The sequence below is a fragment of the Pseudomonas sp. HLT2-19-2 genome, from assembly GCF_054898005.1.
Genome location: NZ_CM142712.1, coordinates 1,617,963 through 1,635,380, shown reverse-complemented (window position 1 = coordinate 1,635,380; position 17,418 = coordinate 1,617,963). Strand labels below are relative to the sequence as shown.

The following is a 17,418-nucleotide window of genomic DNA, read 5'->3' as shown; positions in this document are numbered from 1 at the left end:
CAACGCGCAGCGTGGCCAAGCCAGGTCTCTGGACAACCGATCAATTCATGATGTCGACGATGACCGTCGAGTAATGGCGCGTTTTCCCGGCAGGCGTTTGCCCAGGCTGCCCTCAATCACCAATGCCTCGTTCAAGCGGTCGCAGAACACACTCAACTGGAACCGCCCGTTTCGCACATCGCCGGTCTGGATGTTCACCTGATAAGGCTGGGCGGTGAATTCAAAGCGCGTGGCCAGCGGCGGCGTGAACACCATCCCCAGCGCCTGGGTGGAATAATCGGAACTCCACCCCAGCGCACCCTGACTACCCTGGAGTTGCGCGGCATCGACTGGCGAGATTTCAAGGCGGTATTTGCCGTTTCGCAACAGGGTGAGTTCATCGGTACCAGGGGTGATCGGCACACGGAGCTCATTGCGATCGGGATCGATAGTGATCAGCTCGACTTTCCATTCAAAGGCGCGAACGACGGTCAAATCGAACGTCTGCGTAACAGACTCATGAAGTGCCAGCGTCGCGATCGCCTGGAAACTACCTGGCGAGTCTGACTGGAATGGATAAACCGACCGACCTTGCGCATCCGTCGCAATCACAATTTCCTGCGAACCGATTTTCCACGACACCGGATAATTGCCCACCGGCTTCGCACCCGCGTCACGCGATTCCTTCACATCGACCCAGAGCAAGGTCGGTCGTGGCGCGCCGGCCACCGGGAAACGAACGACCTCCGAATAGTTCTGGATCACCGCGTCACTCGCCACCCATACCTTGGCCTCAACAACGGGATCAGTACCCAGCTGTGCGTAGATCGTCAAATCGCCGGCCTGCGAGTTGGTCACAGAAAAATCGGAGAATCCGTCTGCGTCGCTGACTCTCTCGATTTTTGTCCCTTCCTTGCTCGTCCACCACATCACCTTCTCGCCCTCAACAGGCGCATCGTCGAGCCCGACGACCTGACAGCGCACCACCAGGGTCTGACCGACCATCGCCACCGTGGCAACAGTAGGGAGACCGAGAATCCGCGGCTTGTCGGCAAACACGATGGGGCGACTGAAGGTGACGCTGTGACTACCCTCCACGTTACCGACCGTAATTCGCGCGTCGCCCGGGCTGAGACTGGAGATCCACACACGGCTCAGGCCATCCTTGTCGGTGAATGTTTCGCTGGGACGAATCTCACCCAGGGTCGTAGACCACGCCACCTTGCGGTGGGCTCCCCGGTTGCCGTAATCGTCGATCAGCACGGCATACATCTCTTGTTCCCACAGGCGCCCCGCCAGCACCGGATCTCTAGGCGGCAACCCGCTCAACTCGGAATTGAACTTGAGGGTGGCTTCATCGCAATCGATCACTACCGACGGCGCGTAAACCGGCTCGTACAGCGGCAAATTGAATGACACATGGGCGGTGCCCATCCTCGCACCCGCTTGCAGCCTGGCCCAGGCGCGCCCCTGATCGTCGGTGCGGGTCACAGGCGTGAGCATGGCCCCCAGGTCTGTCGCCCAGTGAATGTCCACACCCTTGAGCGGCTCGCCGTAAAAGTCGAGCAACGTGCATTCGAACTCCGCGACTTCCTGTGGCAGGTTCGCAATCAGGGTCGGGTTGTCCACGATGCAGCGGGTGGTGAAACTCTGCCCCACTTCAGCCGAGTCCTGGGGGGTCGTCATGGCGTTGAACCGGGCCAGGCTTTCCAGAGCGCTCTGCGCGGCTAATGCATAGACCGGTTCCAGATCCAGCGGGGACAATGCACCCAGGCTGAACGCAGCGGTGGCGTCCATGCCGTTTCGGGCCAGCTCCAGTGTGCGATCCAGCAAATCCAGGTGCACCAGAGTGCTCAGAATGGGTCGGGCCGGGCTGTCGCGGCCTTCAACTTCATGGTTGATGTGCTCGGCGCATTCGAGCACATGCCGCATCCCGCAGCCGAAATACGTCGCCAGTTTGTCGGCCGCCGCATCACGCATCAGGCGCAGCGCGTCAGGCGTCATGTCGTCGGGTAACTGGTTGACCTGAAGCAGGTAGTCGAGCATTTTTTCTTCAGGCTGGCGTGCCCTCGTAATCAGTCGACGGTAGAACGCCAAGTAGTACACCGCCCGCAGTGAAATGGCGTAAGGGTTCTCGAGACTGAACCATTGGTACTGCTCGCCTGCCAGAAGGGTACGCAGCATTGACGGACTCAACTCCAGCTTGTCGGCAATCCGGCCGCGCCGCTCCAGCTCCGCGAGCATTTGCAGGAACACATTCGGCTGATCCAGCATCTGCCGTACCTGTGAAGTATCAGAGGGCAGAGACATAGCCTCTTTCAAAAAGTCATATGGATGCCCCTGGGACCACGACAACACTTGCGCTGCCAGCAATGAATCCAGCTTCAGATAAACAGAAATGCCTTCTTCCACCACCACGCGCTGCTCGTCCCGGCAGCGCAACACGATCGTGCAGATGAGTGTTTGTAATGGCTCACGTTTAGGGATGTCCGGGTCTGCCGAAAACACAGCCCGCGCAATCGTCTCGATTTCTGCGTTGGCACGCGCCAGATACTGCGCCTCGGTTTCGTCATGACGCCCGATCACCAGCCCTTTATCGTCCACCAGCGGGCTCAGCAGCGTCAGCCACTCGATGAGCTGCTCATTACTGTCCCGTAACGGTGCGCCTTCCTCCCGCAGCGTGGCCCCCTGCACAAATACCGGTTGCACCTGGCTGCGCAATTGCCGCAAAAGCTGCTCCTGGGCCTCGGACCAAACGGTCGGCACGTAGACCGGATTGACGTTTTGCACCAACCACAGCACCGGCAAGTCGTAGTCGCGGGCCCAGGTCACACAGGTCATCAACCCGCGGATGGCGCTCAACGCATCCGCTCCGTCCCCCGAACCGAAACTTGATACCGCAGGCTCGCCCGCCAATTGCGCCACCAGCCCCTCGCCCTCGCTCAGGGTTTGCAGGAGTGCCGTCGATTCGATGGGGGTAAGTCCGAACAATCTGCCCAGCCGCACCAGACGCCAGAAGCTGGAAAGAATCGCCAGGCTGCGCTTCAAGTGGGTCTTGAGGCCAAACGCCTTGGCGATCACTGTGGCCAGGTAGCGGTAGGTTTCGAAGTTGATTTCCAGCGCACTGCAAATCTGATGCACCGTCTGCTGCTCTGCTTCCGTGCGCGGCACGATTGCAAACTCGACATCATCGATGCGCAAGGGGTCGTTAAACGTCGCCTGTTGGTTATACACACGATCAAAGTGCGACAGTTGTCCATCCTGGCCATACACCGACAGCACATCGATGAACGCCGCGAACTCTTCGGCCTGACAGTCGTAAACGGTATTCAACTCCTTGAATAGCCCAAGGCATCGCAGCGTATTGGGCCTGATCCATATGGACGGTTTGCCGGTGCCGCGATGCTCGGCATGCATCGCCGCCATCAGCAATTGATCGACCTGATGGCTGGGCAACTGCAACAGGCGATCCAGGCGGCACTTGCGATTGATGCGATCCACGCGGTGTTCCAGTCCCGAAGAAGAACTCTCCCCCACATGATGCAATTGGAACTTCGCATCAGGGCCATCGTTCACCAGTTTGATCGCAGGTTCTTTCCCACCATGGACATACCGGGCGCCTGCCGCTACGCCCGTGTATGGCACATCGGAGTTACCCAGGAGGGGAGCGTTGGCGGAGAGTTTGGGCGTGAAGGCCCCAAGCCCCAGCAAGCACTCGACCCCGCGTTGATCAAGGCGCGTTGCATCCTTGAAAATCCAGAGCTCGCGCAGCGCTGGGAGGGATTCCGCCAACCCGCCAAAATTGTCCCGATAGAAGTTGACAGCGGACTTTTGCGGATACGGATCGACCAACCGGGTACGCGGATCCACCCTTCGCAGCGGCGCCTCGGCCATCGTGACATCCAACGCAAAGTACGGGTCTTCGAGCAACAACGACAAGTGCAGCGGCCCGATCCCGCAGCCCAGTTGCGAGGCAGCTTCGGCGCGAGCCCCCTGGGCGCCCGGGTTCTTGAAATATGGGTAGTCCAGGTCGACCCGGCGAATGACATCCCCCAACGACCCGTCTTTCAGGGCCGTGTCGACGACATGGGAAATACTCTCCCAATCATGGTCATAGGGCAGGCCGTTATGAAAACGGAGGGTGCGCAGGTACGCCTTGACGTTTGGGAAGTCAGCTCGCTGCCGGGACATGATTTGCGCTTCAAGCACCGAGTTGGCGATTTCCAGCCGCGACTGCACGCGATTCACCGCCATCTCGTCGATCAGCAACTGGTCCACATCGGGGCGACGCTCACCCAGAGGGATGGTCTGTGATGAAACACCCTTCGGTACGATTTCGTCTTGTACCCACTCGCGAAGTGCCACCATATACGCGGTGGTGGACGCACTGTGCTCGGGGCTGCCCGGTGGGGCGGCGGCGTCGATACACGGGTCGAACTGCTCCATGTACGTGGGCAACGGCACCATCGCTCGTTCATCGTCGTCCTGGGGCGACGTAGCGCACAAGCTCTGCTCGCGAAACACCCTGGCTATATACAACGCCAGGGCATTGCCCCGGGCGATCAGGTTTCGGGCTTGTTCCCGGTTGAGGCCAAGGGTCTGCAATCCGCCAGGCCCCAGTTTTATCAAGTCGAACACGCTGGGGTTCTGCTCGATGAAATCGTTGAAAGGCTGGGCCATGCCAATGCGATCCTCCCCCAGTACAGCCTTGACTAACTGGTGAACCGGACGGTTATAAGATGCATTCATTGCGGTGTTTTCCCTTCAGGCAAAAAAGAGTGCCGAACCCCGTCAGCGGGCTGGCGATGCAATCGTCAGGTTGATTTAGCGCTTGCGGAAGGGACGGCGCTACTGTCATATCTGACAGGTTTAATGACCGTCGGTCTGAATATTGGCCGTTTGAAATCATGAGCAACGGACAGAAAAAAGCCCTCGCGAGAGGGCCTTAGGGTGAGCAGAGTAGGGTTACCCGATTTCCCTCACGTCCAGATCAAATGAAGTTGGCGACCAACCTGAACTCACATCGCCCCAGAATGCCCCAGCTTTCACTTTGACGTTCCCAAACGGCAGAGGGGCGGTCACGATCAACCAGCGCCCTTGAGCGTCTGAAATGCCTTCGCCCAAAATGGCATTGGTGTCTTCGAACCGGACGATCTTGACCCGCGCGCCGGGCAATGCGGTGCCATGGATCACCGCCCGCGGCGTGACCACTTCCCATGAAGCCTGGCCCAGGACGACGGGAATCTCGACTTTATTGGCGACCTTGAAGCGTTTCATTTCTGAAACCTGCGAAAACAGGCCATCCACGATCTGCCGGGCTTTGATCGCGTAAGAGGTCGCAACCACCGGCAGTTCATAATCATGGCGTACTGACCAAAAGCCTCGTCCATCCGCTTTCGCTAAAGCGTAAACCTCGGTGGTATCAGAGTTATAGATCTGAATTTCGGCCCCGTTCCAAGCCTTGCCACTGAACAATGGGCGTTGTTCAAGTATTTGCATTTCGTCATCGATGGGGCGCTCGATGATCGCTGCTTCAAATCCACCCGTCATCGAGATGACCTCGAAATTCGAGTACGCTCGCGCTGAAAAGGCCTGATCACGACGTTGACGCACGTAATACGGGAAAAGACTGGCCGCAACCGGAAGTTGCCTCGTCGAGCTGACTTTCCAGTTTCCGTATCGGTCTGCGAACGTCGTGCCCAGCACATCCAACAGATCTGCTTCGTGAGATTGGTAAACAGTCACTTCTGCCCACGGCAGGCCCCTGCCCTGCCACATCGGCATTTTCCCGACCTGCGCCCCTGCCACCGGATAATCCACGACAGGTGCCGTAAAATCGTTACCCATGCGCTCCACCACAAAATAATCGCTTTGGCCCCACTCCGACGCCTGGCCCTGTACCGTCTGCCGCACGATCACCCATGCCGGGCCGTTAGGAAAATTTTGACTGCTGGTCACCGACCATTGCCCATTTTCATCGGCGGTTGTCGACGCCACTACGTTGCTCGCGTCATACCATTGCGAAACGGTGATGTCGGCATTCGGTTGGGCCACGCCAGAAAAATACGGTTTGAGACCGACATAATCACCCACTCGAGGTTCGGTGATCTGCGGGAGGGTCTTGAATAGCAATGAGTTCTTTAAAAAAGGTGAGTAGGCGGAATCTAGACCAACACCTGCGTTAGCGATGGCAGTGATAGTGTCCGCCGGCACCATGTTGTGAGTCGAACTGAACGTCCAGGTACCGTTCTCGTTAACGTCGGTATTTCCCAATGGATACCAGCTGTAGCGCCTGTCAATGGATATTGTGTCTCCCGGGAAACCAATCCCGGAAATGAACAATGTGCGGCCTAACGCTTCATCCTGCCGGGGAGAGTCGATTACAGGTACATTTGGAACCACCCTGAACGCGTGGTTACGTTTTGTACTGATGGAGCCGTTGAAGCGGACAACGACCTCTAGCTCGACCGGGCCCGCGGCCAGGTTCACGTTTGCCTGCCAGTCACCGCCTGTGTGGACCTGGATACCTTCCTTGAACGGTTTAGCTTGACCCTTGATATAAAGGTCGACCAGGCCGCCGCTCACGGCATTGCCAGAGAAATCAGACGTTCTTGTCGTTGTGCCGCCGGCTGACGGCACCTTTATCACGGGGGGCGCCATCTGCACATTGACCGTAAGCGTCGCCGTCATGTCGGAGACGTTGCTACTGCCGTCAGACTCTTGCTGTTTTGCATAAAGGGTCAGTAAACCCGTGGGTTGCGCAGTCAGTATCACGGCAAAGCTCCCGTCCACCCCCACCGGCCCGCTACCCAACGGTAGATTGGAGCCTGATGCATAAACGACGATCCAGCACCCCGGCCAGCCTTTGCCCCTGATGATCGGAACGAGATCGACCTCTTCTCCAGGTGATGTGGTAAAGGTCGGTATCGGCGTTTTGACCGTAAAGGTTCGACTGGCAACTGAAGAGGTCTGGCCGCCGAAAGCCGCGGTTGCTTCGAGCGTATACGTGCGCGGAGCCCAGTCTTCGACGGCGCTCAGGGTAAAGGTGCCTCCCGCAGCCGTCAGCGGCACATCGGGTTTTCCGGGGATTTTCAGACTGATCGCGGAAGCTGCCCAGGCGGTACCTGTGATTTGCGGACGTTGCCCGGTGATAGCGCCTTCGATAGCAGGCTTGGTAAATTGCGGAGGGGGACAACTCACAATAAAAGTGGGAACCGCAGTGTTCGCAGACCACTGCCTGTTCACCCCTTGCCGAGCCTTCAAGTCGGAATAGGTGCCCGGTGGTAATTTATCTTTTGAAATGCTCCCCCAATTATTATTCGGCAACACGGCATTTTTAGGGAATACAGTGAATTCCCCGTTATTTCTGAAGATGCCAACATCGACAAATGCATCGCCCCACCGATTAGCTGTCCCACCGAGCGTGACGATCTGCCCGTTCACAACGGGAGTCTGCACGGTCGGTTTGGGCGTGGGCAGATTGACAGCGAGAACCGCGCTCCAGCCAGAATACATCCGACCGCTACCGTCGGGGACACTTTGTCGCCCTGTGAGGGAGTAGTTACCAGGCAATGTCTCTGGAGGGATTTCCTTGCTCCATACACCTGCGGCAACATCAGCATTAAGCAAGAAGGCGCCTGCGTTACGATTCACATCCACTAGCGCGCCGGTATACCCCGCGCCATGCAGCTCAACGCCTTCACCCTTGGGCCGGGACAAGAGCGTAGGTACACTCAGTGCACCCTTGAATGCACGGGACGCGCCGCGAACGGACGTCTTGTTCGACAACTTCTGCAGCACTGCGAGCATTACAGGCCCTGCCGAGGGCAATGTAACGGCGGCGGTCCAGGTGCCATTGGCCGCCACGGTGCCGTTACCGACTTTGGTTGACGTCACATCGATATAAACTTCAATCGCGGCTCCGCTCAACCCATTGTTGCCGCTGAGGGTAAAGGTGGCCGGCTGAGTACTATTGGCGGCAGGTGAAGTGATAGCCGGGGCGCCCAGTACTTTATAGTTGAACACAGTGCTGTAACCATCTGGAGTACCCGGAAAGCTGAAGTAAGCGACTACCGCTAGATCCCCACTGCTTCGCGACACATCAAAAGGGGTTTGCCATGTGCCATTCGCCTGTACTTCTGCTGGTGGCGCCAGCGCAGTCCCGACACCAGACAGCATTGGTTTTATGGTGCTACCGGGAGCACCGATACCAATAAAGTTCTCACCTTCAACTAATACAGCGTTATTGGCGGGTGTATTAATAACGACGACATAGACCTTGACGTTGCTTGTCGAGGAGTACTTTCCAGCTATTGTCTGCCGGGCAAGAAATTCCGGTGTATTGGTCGCAACCGTAGCTGGCGCAGACCAGTTGCCATTAGACTGGATAACAGCAGTACCTATCGTAGAACTGCCACCGTGAAGCGTTATCGTACCGGCGCCGTATACGCCTCCCGTTCCTGTAACCGTGAATGTTCGAGAGGAGACATTTTTGATCGGACTGATGGTTGGAGTAGGTACCGCATAAATCACTTGAACACCCATCTCCATCCAGGGATCCGACGTATTATCTCTGTCGTATTGGTATTTGAAGTTTATCCACGCATAGTTGGAGTTACCTGTGATAGAGCCGCCTCCTCGGAGGTCGTGCCACTGACCATCTTGGGTTGCATTGTTCGCCAGTTCTGAATAGCCCCAATTGCCGGCCGAGGTAAATTGCAGGTGTACGTTCCCCTCATACCTTCCGTTGCTCGCTGCCCTGTAACGTTTCGCGTTGCAAGTAAACGAATTCCCGGATGTATTCCATGAATACTCCACCTCAAGCTCTGCCCAATAACTACCGTTTTCCGCACGAATTGTTTTCAATACATACAGATCATTTTCTGTTTGTTCCGAACCGACAACTAGAGACTTATCAGCGGACTGTTCACCGACATCAGGTTGTTGTTCAACATCGTCAGTGGCGAAGGGTTCTGCCAGAGTGTCACTGCGCGGATATTTTTCGACATCATCATTTGTACCCATGATTGGCTCCGTTATTTCCACGATTTAAGCGATGCGGCCCGGAAAGGTTCCTTGAACCATTCAATGCCAATCCCTCTCGCCCTACTACCTGACAGAACTGACAGTACCGATGAACGGTCGCTGCGACTTTTCCTACGTTTGTCACTGACTACAACGCCTTGCGCAACGGACTACAGATCCGCCAGAATCCGCCGGCTTGTGCGCCTTGGCGTTGCCCCGTAACTTGATCCGCATCGCTGCCAATCAGCGATCGGGTTTAGTCGCCCGGTAGGTATATGAAGGTGCATAAGCGTCATCAAGTCGGGTATTCCCTATCCCCGCACTCGATGGTGGCTGTGCGCAGGGCGCCCACGGGCGCGCCGGTAATTCGTATGCCTCCCGGTCGACTAACCTGCGTACAGCCGCCACCCTTTCGTTTAGTCGCGAATAGGTGGTAGCCCTAATAGAGGCAATACAATCATGTTCAAACCAACACCAAATCCCCCCGACATCGACCACCTCAGTTCATCCCAAATTCGTGCCATGAACATGTTCACCGTCGCCCCCGATGCCAACCCCGAAGCCATTGCCATCCAGACCTACGAAACCTTTTCGTCGGTCAGCATTCTGCTGCTGGATTTGGCCGAAAGCCTGGACGACAAACCGCGTCACCTGGCGATGGCGATTTATCAGTTGAGTGAGTTGGGGTTGTTGCTGGTGGAGAAGACGCTGGAGAACGAGATGGCGATCGGTACGGCGTAGTGTTTCAGCCATTTGGTTTCTGTTGTCTGCACTGACGCTATCGCGAGCAAGCTCGCGATGGCGATTGCAACGGCGCCGCAGAATTTCAGGCCGAAGCAGGCAACGGCTGAAAACTGAAGTACCGCTTCAGCGCACCCACCAATTGCCCATACTCCGGCGGTGCCCGTTGCAGGCTGAACCCGGCGTCATAGTGGTGAGGGGTTGTGTCTTCATGGCACCACAGACAACAGGCCTGAAGATCAATGACCTGTATACAACCGTTGCTGGCGGGGATTTTCAGGCGCAAATCGAAATCGGCGCCGATCATCATCGGCAACTGACTGATCAGCATCAGCCCGTCTTCGGACACGTTGCCCAGAAAGCCGATGGGTTTGTCGGTGATGCTGTTGAACACTCTTAGAAAATACGGCAATTGATGCCGCTCGATCCGGCGGTCAGTGAACATGCGCAATTGGCCCAGCAAGGCCCTTAAGCAGGGCCGCACTAATGCTTCGGAACGGGCCTGCTGCTATTTCTGCTTCTATTTCTTATAGATAGGCATAGACATAGGCGCGCTCTCCCCGATCCCGGTGCGACAGTCCACAAAACCGCTGCCGCTTACTCCTGCCGATCACAGGTGTTACGTCGATTAGAGACGAGGCTCTAAAACCGATCTATTCGACTATAGCTCACCACCGCCGGTGAGCCAGCCTTTGAATGACCCCGTTAATCAGAACCGGGTCGCACGCACGACCGCAGCACTGCGCAGCGGATAGTGGCCCAGCGACTGCAAGGTTTCCAGGCGGGCGCGGGCGCGGAAGGCGTATTCACTTTGCGGGTACGAGGCGATGATGAACTGGTAGGTTTGAGCCGCATCGACAAACAGTTTCTGACGCTCCAGACACAGCCCGCGCATCATCGACACTTCCGGCCACACATAAGGCCGCGCGCGGCTGGCGCGTTCGACTTTTGACAATTCGAGCGTTACTTGCTCGCAGTTGCCACGGTCATAGGCGCTGTAGGCGTTATTCAAATGATGGTTCATCGACCAACGGGTGCAGCCCGTGACGCTGAGGGCACTGATGGCAAGGGCGGCTATGAGCACGAATCGCATGGGGGTTCTCCTGTCTTGAGCTCTGTATCGACCCGTTGGCGAAAATCTTCAAGATTGTTCGTTTAAAGATATAAACGAATAAGTAGTGCAAACGAACAATGACTACAACTTCGGACCATAGTAGCCTCACTCAGCGCTTGAACTCAGGAGTCTATGCATGTCCGTCCGTCGCACCAAAATCGTCGCTACCCTTGGCCCGGCCAGTAACTCGCCGGAAGTTCTCGAACAGCTGATTCTGGCTGGCCTGGACGTCGCCCGCCTGAATTTCTCCCACGGCACCCCCGACGAGCACAAGGCTCGCGCGAAGCTGGTGCGTGAACTCGCTGCCAAGCACGGCCGCTTCGTCGCCCTGCTGGGTGACCTGCAAGGCCCGAAAATCCGTATCGCCAAATTCGCCAACAAGAAGATCGAGCTGAAGATTGGTGATCAATTCACCTTCTCCACCAGCCATCCTCTGACCGAAGGCACCCAGACCGTCGTCGGTATCGACTACCCGGACCTGGTCAAGGACTGCGGCGTAGGCGACGAGCTGCTGCTCGACGACGGCCGCGTGGTCATGCGCGTTGATACCGCCAATGCCACCGAGCTGAATTGCACCGTGCTGATCGGCGGTCCGTTGTCCGACCATAAAGGCATCAACCGTCGCGGTGGCGGCCTGACCGCACCGGCCCTGACTGAAAAAGACAAGGCCGACATCAAGCTCGCTGCCGAGATGGAAGTCGATTACCTCGCCGTGTCCTTCCCGCGTGACGCCGCCGACATGGAATACGCCCGTCAACTGCGCGACGAAGCCGGCGGTACTGCCTGGCTGGTGGCGAAGATCGAACGCGCCGAAGCCGTGGCCGACGACGAAACCCTCGACGCGCTGATCAATGCATCCGACGCCGTCATGGTGGCTCGTGGTGACCTGGGTGTGGAAATCGGCGACGCCGAGCTGGTGGGCATTCAGAAGAAAATCATTCTGCACGCACGCCGCCACAACAAGGCTGTGATCGTCGCGACCCAGATGATGGAGTCGATGATCCAGAACCCGATGCCGACCCGTGCTGAAGTGTCCGACGTGGCCAACGCCGTGCTCGACTACACCGACGCCGTGATGCTCTCGGCTGAAAGTGCTGCCGGTTTGTACCCACTGGAAGCGGTGCAAGCCATGGCGCGCATTTGCATCGGCGCTGAAAAGCACCCGACCAGCAAGACCTCCAGCCACCGCATCGGCAAGGTCTTCGAAAGCTGCGACCAGAGCATCGCGCTGGCGGCCATGTACACCGCCAACCACTTCCCGGGCGTTAAAGCGATCATCGCCTTGACCGAAAGTGGCTACACGCCGTTGATCATGTCGCGCATCCGCTCTTCCATCCCGATCTACGCGTTCTCCCCGCACCGCGAAACCCAGGCCCGCGCGGCCATGTTCCGTGGCGTCTACACCGTACCGTTCGACCCGGCATCGCTGCCGCCTGAGCAAGTCAGCCAGGCCGCGATCGACGAGTTGCTTAAATTGGGCGTTGTGGAGAAAGGCGACTGGGTCATCCTGACCAAGGGCGACAGCTACCACACCATCGGCGGCACCAACGGGATGAAAATCCTGCACGTTGGCGACCCGATGGTCTGAGTGACAATGCGCTGAAAAACGAAAGCCCCGCCATGTGAATGGCGGGGCTTTTTGGTGATCGTTCCCACGCTCTGCGTGGGAACGATCGGCTAGTGTTTGTTGATAAACCCCGACAACGCCGCAATCGCTTCCGGCGAGCGCAGCCGTTGGGTGAACAGCGCGCCCTCTTCTTCTATTGCCTTGCGCAGCTGCTCGCGGTCTGGGGCTTTCATCAATTGCTTGCTGATGCGCACCGCCTCCGGCGGCAGCGATTCGAAACGCAATGCCATCTCCCGCGCCTTGGCCAGCGCCGCTTCGCCACTGCCCAACGCTTCAGTCGCAATCCCCCACTGCGCAGCCTGCTCGCCACTGAAGCCTTCGCCCAGCAGCAACAACTCTGCGGCTTTGGCATGTCCGAGCAAACGCGGCAGGATCAGGCTGGAACCGAACTCAGGGCACAATCCAAGATTGACGAAAGGCATGCGAAGGCGCGCATCGCGACTGACATACACCAGATCACAATGCAGCAACATCGTCGTGCCTATTCCCACCGCGGCGCCGGCCACGGCGGCGATCACCGGTTTACGGCATTCGAGCAAGGTGAGCATGAACTGGAACACCGGGCTGTCGAGGTTGCTCGGTGGTTGTTGCAGGAAGTCAGCAATATCGTTGCCGGCGGTGAAGCATTCGCTGCTGCCCGTGATCAGCACTGCATTGATTTCAGGATCGGTATCGGCCTGTTTCAGCGCTTCGGCCAAGTGGCTGTACATGGCGCGGGTCAGGGCGTTTTTCTTGTCGGGGCGGTTGAGCCGCAGGGTCAGCAGGCCGCGTTCGCGTTCAAATTGGATTGCATCGGTCATGGAGGGTCTCGCATCGAAAATCAGCGCTCAACCACGGAGAACAAAGACGTCCGCCAGCAGTTGGTTGCGCGGCAGTCCCGCCAGGTACAGGCGCCGGGCAAAGGCGTCGACGCTGTCAGGGGCCCCGCAGAGTAAGGCCAGGGTTTGCCGGGAAACAAGCCGCAGTTGCGCCAAAGCCTCTGGCAACTCGGCCGCCGTCCAAAGCTCGATGCTCAGGTTCGGGCGGCTGGCAGCCATGGCTTGCAGGGGTTTGGCCAGATAATGCTCATCGGCATCGTGGGCCAGATGAATAACACGGATGGCGCCTTGGTGATCCTGACGCAGCGCTTCACGCAAGACGCCGAACAACGGGCCCAAGCCGGTACCGGCGGCCAGCAACCACAGGGGTCGGGCGTTCCAGTCCAGGTCGTAATGCAATGCCCCGCCGCGCAACTCGCCTAGACGGATCGAGTCGCCGATCTTGAATTGACGGGCAGCATCGCTGAATTCCCCCGACTGGCGACACTCAAGATGGAACTCCAGAAAACGGTCTTCATCCGGCAGGCTGGCCAACGAATACGGGCGCGCCACGTTGCCCGCCCACAACACCAGATGCTGCCCGGCGCTGTAGCGCAAAGGACTCTGAGGGGTCAGACGCAAACGCAATACGCTGGTGCTCAACCAATCGACAGCCGCCACCTCGGCCGGGCGGCCGTCCTGTTGCGGATCGAAAGTGTGCACCTGCAAGTCCTCGATCACCTGGCACTGGCACGCCAGGCGCCAGCCTTGCTGACGTTGGTCTGCGCTCAGGGCATCGGGTCGGCTGTCACTCGGCAGCCCTTGTACACATTGCACCAGACAGGCATGGCAACTGCCTGCGCGACAGCTGTAGGGCACAGACACGCCGTTCTGATTCAAGGCGTCGAGCAAATTGCTGCCCGCCGCCACCGACCATTGGCGTTCGCCGACCCGTAACTCAGGCATCGACGTTCTCCCACGCCGCCGCGCAACGATTGCGACCGTCACGTTTGGCGCGATAGAGCGCCTGATCGGCGCGCTGCAAGGCATCGTCGAGATCGTCGCCCAACTCCAGCAACGTCATGCCCGCCGACAAACTCAGATGGCTGACGTTGAGGCCGACCAGTTCGACATCCGTGAACGCAATGCGCAACCGCTCGCAACATGAGGTCAGGCGTTCGGCGTTGCAATCGGGCAACAGCACGACAAATTCTTCGCCGCCGTAACGGGCCAGAACATCACCCTCACGCAAGCAAGCGCTGGCCACGGCGGCAAAGGCCTGCAGCACTTGATCGCCGGCGGCATGACCGTGTACATCGTTGATCCGTTTGAAATGGTCGAGGTCGATCAACGCCAGGCCATGCACGACATCGGCGTCCATGGCGTTCAGTTCACGGGAGGCCAGGCGCAGGAAATGTCGGCGATTGAATAGCCCGGTCAGTTCGTCGGTGGCCACCAGGTCTTCGAGCTGGCGCATCATCCCGCGCAGGGTGTCCTGATGCGCCTGCAAGGCAAATCGGCGTTGACGCATGCGTTGACGGGAGGCCTGGACGTAACGGGCATAAAGCTCCAGCCAGACCAACACGATGAGCAGCACGAACACCTGCAACGCGGCCAACGCCGGGTCGGGCAACTGGAATTGGTAGCCCTCCCACAGCGTGACGGCGCTGAAACTGACGAACACCAACAGCGCGCACCGTAGAAAGGCCAGGCGCGAAAGATGAAACAACCCGAACAGCAGAATCAGCACGTAGAACACCAGGAACGCGCCGCGTGCTTCATCCAGATGGGCGATCAGCCAGGTTTGCCAACCCAGCCCCAGCAACACCTGCACTTCGGTCAGGCTGGGGTCGGAAAAACGCAGGTTGCAACCGCTGTAAAACAGCGCGTACAACGCTGCCTGGCTGATCACCACCAGCGCACTGCCGATGGCCACGTTGGCCAGGGGTTGATCGTAATGGCCCGTGAAAAACGCCAGCCACAGCAGCAATAAAGCCAGGGTGTAGGTGCCGGCTGCGAGGGCAAAGCGTTTAAGTAACAAGCGCTGGATGGCGTTATGGGTCAATCGTTGACTCACCGTGCGAAAGAAGGCTGCTTGAGTGTCCTACTCTACAGACCGAATGCCACTGTAGTAGCGTGCCTGATAAATGACCATTCAATTTTCAGAGCGGAAAACTGGCGTCAATGGCATGACTCCGCGAGTGAGCCATTTCCCCTCCCCCTAACCCTATGCGACCAACGATTGACTGTCGGCGGGTGTACCCGCCACCGAGGCGCGGTATACTGCCGCGCCTTTTTAGCGTCGCGCCAGCAGCTCCGGCGTGCCTTGAAAGGTGCTTGCAACCGACCGATGCACCCAAGCTGCAAGCACCTTATTGAATGTTCCCGTCTTTTAGAGGAGCGCGACTCATGACCGTGATCAAGCAAGACGACCTGATTCAGAGCGTTGCCGACGCCCTGCAGTTCATTTCCTATTACCACCCCGTGGACTTCATCCAGGCGATGCACGAGGCCTACCTGCGTGAAGAATCGCCGGCAGCTCGCGATTCGATGGCGCAGATCCTGATCAACTCGCGCATGTGCGCCACCGGCCACCGCCCGATTTGCCAGGACACCGGCATCGTCACCGTGTTCGTACGCGTGGGCATGGACGTACGTTGGGATGGCGCCACCATGGGCCTGGACGACATGATCAACGAAGGCGTGCGCCGGGCTTACAACCTGCCGGAAAACGTCTTGCGTGCCTCGATCCTCGCCGACCCGGCGGGCGCTCGTAGAAACACCAAGGACAACACCCCGGCCGTGATCCACTACTCCATCGTTCCGGGTAACACCGTGGAAGTGGACGTGGCGGCCAAGGGCGGCGGTTCCGAGAACAAGTCGAAAATGGCCATGCTCAACCCATCCGACTCGATCGTCGACTGGGTGCTCAAGACCGTTCCGACCATGGGCGCCGGTTGGTGCCCACCGGGCATGCTCGGCATCGGCATCGGCGGCACCGCCGAGAAAGCCGCCGTCATGGCCAAGGAAGTGTTGATGGAATCCATCGACATCCACGAGCTGAAAAAGCGCGGCCCGTCCAACCGTATCGAAGAGATGCGCCTGGAGCTGTTCGAGAAGGTCAACCAACTGGGCATCGGCGCCCAGGGCCTGGGCGGTCTGACCACCGTGCTCGACGTGAAGATCATGGATTACCCGACTCACGCCGCTTCGTTGCCGGTGTGCATGATCCCGAACTGCGCCGCCACCCGTCACGCGCACTTCGTGCTCGACGGTTCCGGCCCGGCATCCCTGGAAGCGCCACCGCTGGACGCCTACCCGGAAATCGTCTGGGAAGCCGGCCCGTCGGCTCGTCGCGTCAACCTCGACACCCTGACCCCGGAAGACGTGCAGAGCTGGAAGCCGGGCGAAACCGTCCTGCTGAACGGCAAGATGCTCACCGGTCGCGATGCTGCGCACAAGCGCATGGTCGAGATGCTGAACAAGGGTGAAACCCTGCCGGTGGACCTGAAAGGTCGCTTCATTTACTACGTCGGCCCGGTTGATCCGGTGCGCGAAGAAGTGGTTGGCCCGGCTGGCCCGACCACGGCCACGCGGATGGACAAGTTCACTCGTCAGATCCTCGAGCAAACCGGCTTGCTGGGCATGATCGGCAAATCCGAGCGCGGCCCTACCGCGATCGAAGCGATCAAGGACCACAAAGCTGTTTACCTGATGGCCGTTGGCGGCGCGGCTTATCTGGTGGCGCAAGCCATCAAGAAATCCCGCGTGGTGGCGTTCGCCGAACTGGGCATGGAAGCGATCTACGAGTTCGACGTGAAAGACATGCCTGTCACTGTTGCGGTCGACAGCAAGGGCGAGTCGGTCCACATCACCGGTCCTGCCATCTGGCAGAAAAAGATCAGTGAAAGCCTGGCGGTGGAAGTGCAGTAAGCACGACCTCGCGCAGCGAAAAAACCGGCCTGTTAGCAACAACAGGCCGGTTTTTTTATACCTGACAAAAAGTAATCAAACGTGTTCAAGGGTGTACTAATTTGATCTAAGAAAAGGCCATCGACCTGTCAGATCTGACAGGTCACAGCAACAACCTCGCCTGATAAGTTGCAAGCACTGGTTGCACTCTCTGTCATGGCGGA

Annotated in this window: 10 protein-coding genes; 3 read left to right on the top strand and 7 right to left on the bottom strand. The window is 58.3% G+C overall.

Features of this window, described 5'->3' with window-relative positions; genetic code table 11:
- Window positions 1-45: 45 nt before the first annotated feature.
- Both ACYZTU_RS07465 and ACYZTU_RS07460 read right to left on the bottom strand, forming a co-directional pair.
- Window positions 46-4,728: a Tc toxin subunit A gene (locus ACYZTU_RS07465; protein WP_461969122.1), complete on the bottom strand. Its 4,683-nt coding sequence runs from the start codon at window positions 4,726-4,728 to the stop codon at window positions 46-48.
- 216 nt (window positions 4,729-4,944) lie between these two features.
- Window positions 4,945-9,003: an Ig-like domain-containing protein gene (locus ACYZTU_RS07460; RefSeq protein WP_461969120.1), complete on the bottom strand. Its 4,059-nt coding sequence runs from the start codon at window positions 9,001-9,003 to the stop codon at window positions 4,945-4,947.
- A gap of 459 nt (window positions 9,004-9,462) precedes the next feature.
- Here ACYZTU_RS07460 and ACYZTU_RS07455 point away from each other — a divergent pair, with 459 nt between their 5' ends.
- Window positions 9,463-9,744, top strand: a complete 282-nt coding sequence (locus ACYZTU_RS07455; RefSeq protein WP_461969118.1) for a DUF6124 family protein — start codon at window positions 9,463-9,465, stop codon at window positions 9,742-9,744.
- 85 nt (window positions 9,745-9,829) lie between these two features.
- On the opposite strand, the gene ACYZTU_RS07450 is transcribed toward ACYZTU_RS07455, so the two are convergent.
- Both ACYZTU_RS07450 and ACYZTU_RS07445 read right to left on the bottom strand, forming a co-directional pair.
- Window positions 9,830-10,189 carry a PilZ domain-containing protein gene (locus tag ACYZTU_RS07450; protein ID WP_461969117.1) on the bottom strand — a complete coding sequence of 120 codons (360 nt, stop codon included), beginning with the start codon at window positions 10,187-10,189 and terminating at the stop codon, window positions 9,830-9,832.
- Between the two features lie 264 nt (window positions 10,190-10,453).
- Complete coding sequence (locus tag ACYZTU_RS07445; protein WP_461969115.1) at window positions 10,454-10,837, bottom strand: tetratricopeptide repeat protein; 384 nt, start codon at window positions 10,835-10,837, stop codon at window positions 10,454-10,456.
- 157 nt (window positions 10,838-10,994) lie between these two features.
- Here ACYZTU_RS07445 and pyk point away from each other — a divergent pair, with 157 nt between their 5' ends.
- Entirely contained in the window at window positions 10,995-12,446 is a 1,452-nt protein-coding gene (pyk, locus tag ACYZTU_RS07440; RefSeq protein WP_461969113.1) for a pyruvate kinase, read from the top strand.
- Between the two features lie 89 nt (window positions 12,447-12,535).
- Here pyk and ACYZTU_RS07435 read toward each other — a convergent pair whose 3' ends face one another.
- Genes ACYZTU_RS07435 through ACYZTU_RS07425 form a run of 3 tightly spaced genes read right to left on the bottom strand, consistent with a single transcriptional unit; the run spans window position 12,536 to window position 15,347 of the window.
- Entirely contained in the window at window positions 12,536-13,285 is a 750-nt protein-coding gene (locus ACYZTU_RS07435; protein ID WP_461969111.1) for an enoyl-CoA hydratase-related protein, read from the bottom strand.
- Window positions 13,286-13,312: 27 nt separating this feature from the next.
- Complete coding sequence (locus ACYZTU_RS07430) at window positions 13,313-14,248, bottom strand: iron-sulfur-binding ferredoxin reductase (protein ID WP_461969109.1); 936 nt, start codon at window positions 14,246-14,248, stop codon at window positions 13,313-13,315.
- The gene (locus ACYZTU_RS07425; protein ID WP_461969107.1) at window positions 14,241-15,347 is read right to left on the bottom strand and encodes a GGDEF domain-containing protein; all 1,107 of its coding nucleotides are present in this window, start codon (window positions 15,345-15,347) and stop codon (window positions 14,241-14,243) included. Before ACYZTU_RS07425 ends, ACYZTU_RS07430 begins: the two co-directional genes overlap by 8 nt.
- A gap of 344 nt (window positions 15,348-15,691) precedes the next feature.
- Here ACYZTU_RS07425 and ACYZTU_RS07420 point away from each other — a divergent pair, with 344 nt between their 5' ends.
- Window positions 15,692-17,215: a fumarate hydratase gene (locus ACYZTU_RS07420; protein ID WP_461969105.1), complete on the top strand. Its 1,524-nt coding sequence runs from the start codon at window positions 15,692-15,694 to the stop codon at window positions 17,213-17,215.
- Window positions 17,216-17,418 lie beyond the last annotated feature (203 nt).

Bases quoted from the DNA above. Each gene is read 5' to 3' on its own strand.
- ACYZTU_RS07465 (WP_461969122.1), bottom strand. From the start codon at position 4,728: ATGAATGCATCTTATAACCGTCCGGTTCACCAGTTAGTCAAGGCTGTA.
- ACYZTU_RS07460 (WP_461969120.1), bottom strand. From the start codon at position 9,003: ATGGGTACAAATGATGATGTCGAAAAATATCCGCGCAGTGACACTCTG.
- ACYZTU_RS07455 (WP_461969118.1), top strand. From the start codon at position 9,463: ATGTTCAAACCAACACCAAATCCCCCCGACATCGACCACCTCAGTTCA.
- ACYZTU_RS07450 (WP_461969117.1), bottom strand. From the start codon at position 10,189: ATGTTCACTGACCGCCGGATCGAGCGGCATCAATTGCCGTATTTTCTA.
- ACYZTU_RS07445 (WP_461969115.1), bottom strand. From the start codon at position 10,837: ATGCGATTCGTGCTCATAGCCGCCCTTGCCATCAGTGCCCTCAGCGTC.
- pyk (WP_461969113.1), top strand. From the start codon at position 10,995: ATGTCCGTCCGTCGCACCAAAATCGTCGCTACCCTTGGCCCGGCCAGT.
- ACYZTU_RS07435 (WP_461969111.1), bottom strand. From the start codon at position 13,285: ATGACCGATGCAATCCAATTTGAACGCGAACGCGGCCTGCTGACCCTG.
- ACYZTU_RS07430 (WP_461969109.1), bottom strand. From the start codon at position 14,248: ATGCCTGAGTTACGGGTCGGCGAACGCCAATGGTCGGTGGCGGCGGGC.
- ACYZTU_RS07420 (WP_461969105.1), top strand. From the start codon at position 15,692: ATGACCGTGATCAAGCAAGACGACCTGATTCAGAGCGTTGCCGACGCC.